Genomic DNA, 7,301 nt, shown 5'->3' on the forward strand with positions numbered 1-7,301 from the left:
AGGCTTCGATGGCTTTGTCGCGGAGGGTGGGTCGGGAGGGGTGGTGGGTGGGTAGGGCGGTCATGGCGTGGAGGAGGTCGGTGGCGGTGTCGGTGAGGGTGGGGTTGGTGGTGGTGGTTCTGGTGGTGGTGGTCATGTGGTTCCTCCCTGCGCTGGCTGTTCAGGCATCACCTTAGCCCGTTGGTATTGGCTGAGGCTAGCCGAACGGCTGATGTATAAAAGGGATAAACCGCCTCAATACCGGAGGTTCGTCCGCGATCTTGTGCCTGAACTAGGCTCCGGACCGTGACCTATCCCCCTTCGGAGTGGCCTGCCGCCGTCGGGGCCGATGGCCCGGAACAGCCCGGTCAGCGCCGGGTCGCCGGGCTGGTGCTCGCCGCCGGTGCCGGACGGCGCTACGGCGCGCCCAAGGCGCTGGTCCGGCTCGACGGCCGACTGCTGGTCGAACGGGCGGTCCAGGTCGCCCGGGCCGGTGGCTGTGGGCCGGTGGTCGCGGTACTCGGCGCCGCCGCGCCGACCGTACGGTCCCGGGCGGACCTTGGCGACGCCGTACCGGTGGAGAATCCGGAGTGGGCGACCGGGATGGGTTCCTCGCTGCGGGCCGGGCTTTCCGCGCTACGGGACTCCGACGCGGTTGCCGCCGTCGTCCTGCTGGTCGACATGCCCGGGATCACCGCCGAGGCGGTTCGCCGGCTCGCCAGGATCGCCACGCCGGACACGCTCGGCGTGGCCGGTTACGGCACCCGGCGCGGCCATCCGGTGCTGCTCGGCCGGTCACACTGGCCCGGCGTGGCGGAGTTGGCGGTCGGTGACGTCGGCGCCCGGCCGTACCTGCGCCGGCACGAGGCGCGGCTGTCGGTCGTACCCTGCGACGACGTCGCGGATGACGCGGACCTCGACGTGCCACCGGCGACCGTGGCGTGACGGCGGTGGCCCGGCCCGGACCGGTCGCTGCCGGCAGTCCAGGGCACCCGCCGGACGGACCCGTTGGCGCCGAACGGCCCGATCCGGCATAGGTGACTGTCGACTTTCTGTCTTGTCTGCGCCGGGGGCCGGTCGTAGCGTCGCGGCTATCCCAACGCGACAGGAGCCCTGTTGAACCAGCCTGTTCCGCCGCAACTGGTCGTGCACTGCCGGATGCTCCACTTCGGCTGGGTGCCGGCGGATCCCGAGGCGGCGGCGGGGTTGGTACCGCCGGGCCTGCGACTGCCGGAGAACCGGCCGGTCTTCCTCCACCAGTACGTGGTGGACGACCCGGCCCAGACCTCCGGGCTGGACAGTTACTCGGCGGCCGGAATCGGCCTGGACCTCGACCTGCCAGACTCGGACCCGGCCCGCTGGTACACCCACCACCTGAGTTCGATCCCCCTCGCCCAGGCCCAGGTGACGGCACGCGGCGTGCCGACCGGCGCCGGCCGGACCACGATCGAGATCACCGGACAGGCGTTGGTGGCGGTGACCGAGGTCGACGGTGTGACGCTGATCCGCACCACCGCCCGGGTCGGTCGCAACGTCAGCCGGGTCTACCGGGGACACGTCCGCTACCTCAGCCGGGTCGGCAGCCAGTTCGTCGGCGCCACCTGTCCGTACATCTTCGAGCCGGTCACGCCGTTCGAGATCGAGTCGGTGGAGTTCCTCGCGCCGGAGCATTCCGTCTTCCTGCTCCGCCCCGCCAACCCGTTGGAGTTGATGTGGGGCTTCTACTCGCCACGGGCGTCGTTCGCGCTGCCGGGCAGCGAGGGCTGGACCCGATACTGACCGGTCCATCGGAGATCATCGGGGACGGTCGGGTCAGGTCGGTCAGGACCGGCCTGGACGGGGCGGACGGGCTCGGACGTGGCGGACGGGCTCGGACCGGGCGGACGGGCTCGGACGTGGCGGACAGGCTCGGACGGGGCGGACGGACGGCGCGCCGGACCGGGCAGGTTACCCCGGGATCGGGCCTCGCTGCCGGGTTTCCGATCGGCCAGAGTGGCAACTCCGATGTCGGGTCGCCCGATCGCACGCGAGGACCAGGGCCCTGCTTCCACGTGGCCTCGGGCGGCCCGGGCGTCCAGGGGGTGCCCAGGCGAGGGCGATCGACGCGTACCGGCGGGGGCGTCGGAAACCGGTCAGCCGGCGGCGGAACATCGGAGCCGGTACGCGCTGGTTGTCCTGCCGTCCAGAGTAGGTGACGACCAGGGGGAGGACAGCATGTCCAGCAAGATCATGGAGGCGGAGCGGGACCAACCGGACCAGGCGGCGGTGCAGAGTGAGCGGGGCGCCCTCGTCGCGGTGCTGGTGATGGTTCTGCTCGGGGTGGCGGGGATCTTCGCCGTCTCCACGTGACGATCTTCCACTTCCAACCGAACCCTTCCCGACCCGGAAGTCCGGCAGGTTGTCCGGCCGTCTCCTGCCCGGGGGGGACCGGCCGCAGGGGTGGGTACAAGGGTTCACTGGACGGGACCCGTCGGCCGGCTCGGCTGGCGGGTCCGGTAGTCCCTAGGGCCGGGAGCGCGCGCAGGGGCGCGCCGGGTCGAGCGGAACGCGAGCAGCGCTATGCCGAGGCAGAGTACGGCGGCGACGAGCAGTGGCAGGTGGTGGTCCGGCAGGACCAGGACCGCTCCCGCCGGGGTGGCGATCGCGACCGGGGCGAAGAGCAGGGTGTTGGCGCTGCCGGACACCCGCCCGAGCAGTGTGTCGGGAGTCCGGGACTGCACCGCCGTCACGGCGGCCACCAGCGTCCAGGGCAGGCCGATCCCGACCATCACCGAGCATGCCACCGCCGCCGGAGACCACGGGATGACCCGACCGAGTGTCCCGAGGGCGAAGAGGACGGCGCCGAGTGCGCCGACCGGGACACTGATACGCAGCAGTCGGCCGACGATCAGGCCGCCGAGCAGCGATCCGGCGCCCTGCCCCGAGGAGAGCACCCCGACGAACGCGGCGGGCTGGTCCAGGTCCTCGGTGACCACCGCGTAGACGGCGGCGGTGGTGAGCCCGGACATCGCGATGGTGACCGAGCCGATCAGGACGGAGCCGCGCAGTTCGGGATGGCCTAGGAGAAAGGCGAGACCGGCCGGGCCGCGTGGCCTCCAGCCCCGTCGCCGAGCACCGCGCCGGGTCGGTTCCGGTTCGGCGGGCCGGTCGGGACCGACCGGCCCGGGTTCGGCGGTGCGTTGCGTCGGCAGCGGGAGCCGCGGACGGATCCGGAGCAGCGTGTAGAGACCGGCGGCCAGGGTCAGCGCCCCGGCGGCGAGCGCGGCCACCGGATATCCGCCCTGCCAGGCGAAGAGTCCCGCCCCGATCAGCGGGGCTACCAGCTTCACCCCCTCCTGGGCGCTCGTCCGCAATCCGTTCACGGCGCCGAGCGCGCCGGGTGGAAGCGCGGCGGGCAGCAGGGCGTTCTCGGCGGCGTCGACCAGGACGACGCTGGTGCCGTAACCGAGCATCACGGCGTAGACCAGCCAGACCTGGGCGTCGGTACGGACCCCGAGCAGCGACAGCACGGCCATGGCGGTGAGCAGGTGGGTCCAGACGATCAGCCGCCTGCCCGGGAGCTTGTCCACGAGTGCCCCGAGGGCCGGGCCGAGCAGGGTCGGGGCGAAGAGGAAGAGGCCGGTGAGCGCGGCCAGGCTACTGGAGCCGGAGAGGTCCAGTACCCACACTCCGGCGACCACGTTCAGCGCGGTGCCTCCGAACCCGGAGATCGACGAGATGCCGACGAAGAGCAGGGTGTTGCGCTTCTCCGGGCTGCGCGCCCGTCCGATACCCACCGTGGACCCTCCAGGGATTGAGTCAGGGGGACTCATATCCTGAATTGATCACTCGTGGCATGTCAAGCCGAACCTGAGTTAACCAGACTCAATCTGCTCAGCGTCCGGGCGTCCGGTCGGCCGTCCGGTTGGCGGCGGGGTGGCCTGGTCCAGCCCCTGCCGGAGCCGGGTCAGCGCGGCCGACAGCGCTCCGTCGAGCTGTCCGGCCGGGACGAGTTCGAGGTCGTCGACGGCCTGGACGGCGAGCGCGTACAGCCCGCCGGGATCGGCGGCGGCGGCCAGCCCGAGGGTGGTGTGCGCGAGTCGGGCCCGGGGATGCCACCCGTCCCGGTCCGGTTCCGCGCCGAGCTGCCGGTGCACGGCGACAACCGCCGCGCGGAGCCGGGTGACCGGTGCACCGAAGGATTCGTCAACAGATCGTTGACGTCGACGCTCGCTGCGTACCCGGGCCGGCTCACGGGTCGCCGTGCCGGAGAGCCGTACCCAGCGCTGCTCGGCCGCCTGTCGGCTCGCCAGCCCCAGGGCGGCGGCGATCCGGGCCCAGCTCGCCCGCTGCTCCCGGGCGGCCTCGACGAGCTGGCGCTCCGCCTCGTCCAGCCCGGCCCGCAAGTCGCCGAGCAGCCGTAACGCTGCAAGCGGCTCGGGCTCGCCGGCCCCGGACGCGGCAGCCAACACGGCCGCGTACCCGGCGAGCCGTCGGTGCATCTCGTCCGCCGGCCCGGTCGTCGCAGGGGCGCCCCGGTCGCCGTCGATGGTCGAGGGCGGTGCCGAGGCCAACTCGGCGGAGGACCCGTCGCCGGGCCGATTTTCCGGTCGCATTCCCGCATGATCCTGGCCGTCGGAGGGAGATGTCAACGGACCGTTGACGCACCTACCGTTCCGGTCGCGGCCACGGCGGACCGTCGCGGCCACGGCGGACCGTCGCGGCCACGGCGGACCGTCGCGACTAGGCTCGGTGGGGTGGAGGAACTGGAACTGGCGGACTGGCGTGAGCAGGTGACCCGGCTCTACCTCTCCGACCTCGACCTGGCCGGATTCCGGGCGGCCCGGGACGCCCTCTTCGCCGGGCATCCGCAGTCGCCGATCCCGCTGGCCGAGCGACCCGGTTTCATCGGCCTGCGTTATTTTCCGCCGGCGCCGTCGGCCGTGGTCGACGTGCCGGTGCGCCCCGCCGACGGGACGCTGAGCATCGACACCGGTGGCCCGGACGGGGTGGTCCACTACCGTCGCTCGGGCATCGCCGAGACTCCGTGGGGTCCGCTGACGCTCTGGTGGATCGAGGCGTACGGTGGCGGGCTCTTCCTGCCGTTCCGGGACGGCACCGCCGGCCAGGAGACGTACGGTGGCGGGCGCTATCTCACCGACACGGTCAAGGGCACCTACGGTCGGGGGTCGACCGTGCTGCCCGGTGGCCGGCTACGGCTGGACTTCAACTACGCCTACAACGCCTCCTGCGCGTACGACGACCGCTGGGCCTGCCCGCTCGCGCCGGAGGAGAACCGGATTCCGGCACCGATCCGGGCCGGCGAGCGCGTCTACCAGTGAACCTTTCCCGGCTGGAGAGGGTTCACCGGCTCGCCGGCCCGGCCGGTACGCCGGACCTGGGAGGGCGGGACAACGGGTGGTGTGCCGGTCAACCGGCAGCGCCGGCCGGCCGCTGGCTCTGCCAGTTCATCCGGTTGATCAGCTGACGGGCCTGGTCGGCGAGGGTCGCGTCGACGGTCACGGCGTACTGGTTGGCCCGAATGCTGCTGGCCGAGGTGAAGTCGCGTCGGCCGCCGGTCATGGCGTGTGCGATGGCGCCGAAGATCGCGCCCCAGGCCGCACCGATGGCGAGCCCCACCAGGATGACGGCCCACCAGTTGCCGACGGTGAAGATGCCGAAGAGCAGACCGATGAAGAGCCCGAACCAGGCACCGGTGGCGGCGCCGGCCAACGCCGCCCGGCCGGTCGTCATCCGGCCCAGTACCGTTTCGACCAGCCTGAGGTCGGTGCCGACGATAGCGGCGCGTTCGACCGGGAACTCGTTGTCGGAGAGGAAGTCCACGGTGTACTGCGCCGACGGATAGTCCGGGTACGAGGCGATGGTCACGGTGGACTGCGGTCCGGGTGCCATCGCGCCCTCGCTGCTCGGCGCCCTGGACTGGCCGCCAGAAGGCCCGGAAGGTAGGTTGTTGCCTCCGGCCACGCCCGGCATACCGGACATACCGGGTCCCCAGGCCGCCGTCGGGTTCCTGGACATAATGAATCAGCCTCCTTTGTCACGGCTCGATTCCCCGCCTGCCCCATTGGGTAACCCGGACCGGCGGCCGGTAAACGGAAGGGCGATGACGGGCGCGACGTCCGGTTCGCACAGATCGGCCCGGAACCCGGACCACCGGCGTCGACGGATCGGCGCCGGGCCCGGGCGCGGCGGAGGGGCGGCGCGGCCCGGGCCCGGCGGACGCGGCAGGGGGTCAGCGCGGCCCGGGCCCGGCGGAAGGTCAGCGCGCGGAGACGCTGCCGACCCGTTCCTCCTCGTGCTCGGCGGCCGTGCGCACCGCCGCCGCCGTGTAGTCGTCGAGCGGGAAGAACGACTCGACGGAGAGCTCCGCGACGGTGACGTCCAGCGGGGTTCCGAAGGTGGAGACGGTGCTGAAGAAGGCCAGCTCCCGGTCGCCGTCCCGGATCCGCAGCGGCACCACGACCTCACCCGGGCCCGGAAGTTCGACCTCGGGCTCCGGCTGGTCGCAGGGGTACCCCCGCAGCTCGTCGTAGAGGTCGGTCAGCTCGGCGTCGCCGCTCTGCGCGACCTGCCGGCGGAGCCGCCCGAGCAGGTGCGTCCGCCACTCGCCGAGGTTGACGATCCGGGGCGCCAGTCCGGCCGGGTGCAGGGCCAGCCGGAGGGCGTTGACCGGCGGGGTGAGCAACGGGGCCGCCACGCCCGCCGTGAACAGGCCGATGCTGGCGTTCGCCTCGGCCAGGTACCAGCGCCGGTCGACGGCGATCGCCGGATAGGGCTGGTGGGCGGTGAGTAACTGGCGGACCGCCGCGCGTACGGCGGCCAGGGCGGGGGAGTCCAACGGCGTACGCGGGTAGATCGGTGCGTACCCGGCCGCCAGCAGCAGGTGGTTGCGCTCCCGCAGCGGCACGTCGAGCTGCTCGGCGAGCCGGAGCACCATGTCCCGGCTCGGCATCGCCCGGCCGGTCTCCACGAAACTGAGGTGCCGGGTGGAGATGTCCGCCTGGATGGCGAGTTCGAGCTGGCTGAGCCGCCGCCGCTCGCGCCACTCGCGCAGCAGCTGGCCGACCGGTCGCTGCCGCTGTCCGGCGATCGTCATCGAGAGCCGCCCGAGAAACCCCTGGCCTCGGCCATGGGGAGGAGAGGGCGGTCAGGGCTGGTGTCGGTTCTCGGCATGACGTCGGCTCCTCCGGGTGGACGGAACTGTCGGATGCGGCGCAGATGCTTGCGGCTGTGCACGGGACGGTTGCGGAACACCTACCGGTTGTGCCCGACGCCAACGCGGAGGTGGCGCTGTCGGCCGGGCGGGGGGTGAGGGGGGTGGT

At 72.4% G+C, this 7,301-nt stretch carries 8 protein-coding genes; 4 read left to right on the forward strand and 4 right to left on the reverse strand.

Annotated features, from left to right (window positions below):
- Positions 1-285 precede the first annotated feature (285 nt).
- The 3 genes from ABNF97_RS33545 (at position 286) to ABNF97_RS33555 (ending at position 2,328) form a co-directional block, all read left to right on the forward strand.
- Positions 286-924: a nucleotidyltransferase family protein gene (locus ABNF97_RS33545; protein WP_486484427.1), complete on the forward strand. Its 639-nt coding sequence runs from the start codon at positions 286-288 to the stop codon at positions 922-924.
- 171 nt (positions 925-1,095) lie between these two features.
- Positions 1,096-1,758 (forward strand): hypothetical protein, encoded by a 663-nt coding sequence (locus ABNF97_RS33550; RefSeq protein WP_349341015.1) that lies wholly within the window; start codon positions 1,096-1,098, stop codon positions 1,756-1,758.
- 435 nt (positions 1,759-2,193) lie between these two features.
- The gene (locus tag ABNF97_RS33555) at positions 2,194-2,328 is read left to right on the forward strand and encodes a hypothetical protein (protein ID WP_349341020.1); all 135 of its coding nucleotides are present in this window, start codon (positions 2,194-2,196) and stop codon (positions 2,326-2,328) included.
- Positions 2,329-2,432: 104 nt separating this feature from the next.
- On the opposite strand, the gene ABNF97_RS33560 is transcribed toward ABNF97_RS33555, so the two are convergent.
- Positions 2,433-3,755 (reverse strand): MFS transporter, encoded by a 1,323-nt coding sequence (locus ABNF97_RS33560; protein ID WP_349341016.1) that lies wholly within the window; start codon positions 3,753-3,755, stop codon positions 2,433-2,435.
- Between the two features lie 78 nt (positions 3,756-3,833).
- Positions 3,834-4,574, reverse strand: a complete 741-nt coding sequence (locus tag ABNF97_RS33565; protein ID WP_349341017.1) for a hypothetical protein — start codon at positions 4,572-4,574, stop codon at positions 3,834-3,836.
- 141 nt (positions 4,575-4,715) lie between these two features.
- On the opposite strand from ABNF97_RS33565, the gene ABNF97_RS33570 reads away from it, so the two are divergent.
- Positions 4,716-5,300, forward strand: a complete 585-nt coding sequence (locus tag ABNF97_RS33570; RefSeq protein ID WP_349341018.1) for a DUF1684 domain-containing protein — start codon at positions 4,716-4,718, stop codon at positions 5,298-5,300.
- Between the two features lie 88 nt (positions 5,301-5,388).
- Here the strand turns inward: ABNF97_RS33570 and ABNF97_RS33575 are convergent, their stop codons facing one another.
- Positions 5,389-5,997, reverse strand: a complete 609-nt coding sequence (locus ABNF97_RS33575) for a YflT domain-containing protein (RefSeq protein WP_502930588.1) — start codon at positions 5,995-5,997, stop codon at positions 5,389-5,391.
- A 241-nt stretch (positions 5,998-6,238) separates the two neighbouring features.
- On the reverse strand, positions 6,239-7,075 hold the full coding sequence (locus ABNF97_RS33580) for an MmyB family transcriptional regulator (protein WP_130460398.1): 837 nt from the start codon (positions 7,073-7,075) through the stop codon (positions 6,239-6,241).
- Between the last annotated feature and the right edge of the window lie 226 nt (positions 7,076-7,301).

The organism is Plantactinospora sp. B6F1, from assembly GCF_040120695.1.
Lineage (GTDB): Bacteria > Actinomycetota > Actinomycetes > Mycobacteriales > Micromonosporaceae > Plantactinospora.

What these genes read in the sequence shown, in the direction of transcription:
- ABNF97_RS33565 (WP_349341017.1), bottom strand. Translation starts at nt 4,574, where the DNA reads ATGCGACCGGAAAATCGGCCCGGCGACGGGTCCTCCGCCGAGTTGGCC.
- ABNF97_RS33575 (WP_502930588.1), bottom strand. Translation starts at nt 5,997, where the DNA reads ATGTCCAGGAACCCGACGGCGGCCTGGGGACCCGGTATGTCCGGTATG.
- ABNF97_RS33555 (WP_349341020.1), top strand. Translation starts at nt 2,194, where the DNA reads ATGTCCAGCAAGATCATGGAGGCGGAGCGGGACCAACCGGACCAGGCG.
- ABNF97_RS33580 (WP_130460398.1), bottom strand. Translation starts at nt 7,075, where the DNA reads ATGACGATCGCCGGACAGCGGCAGCGACCGGTCGGCCAGCTGCTGCGC.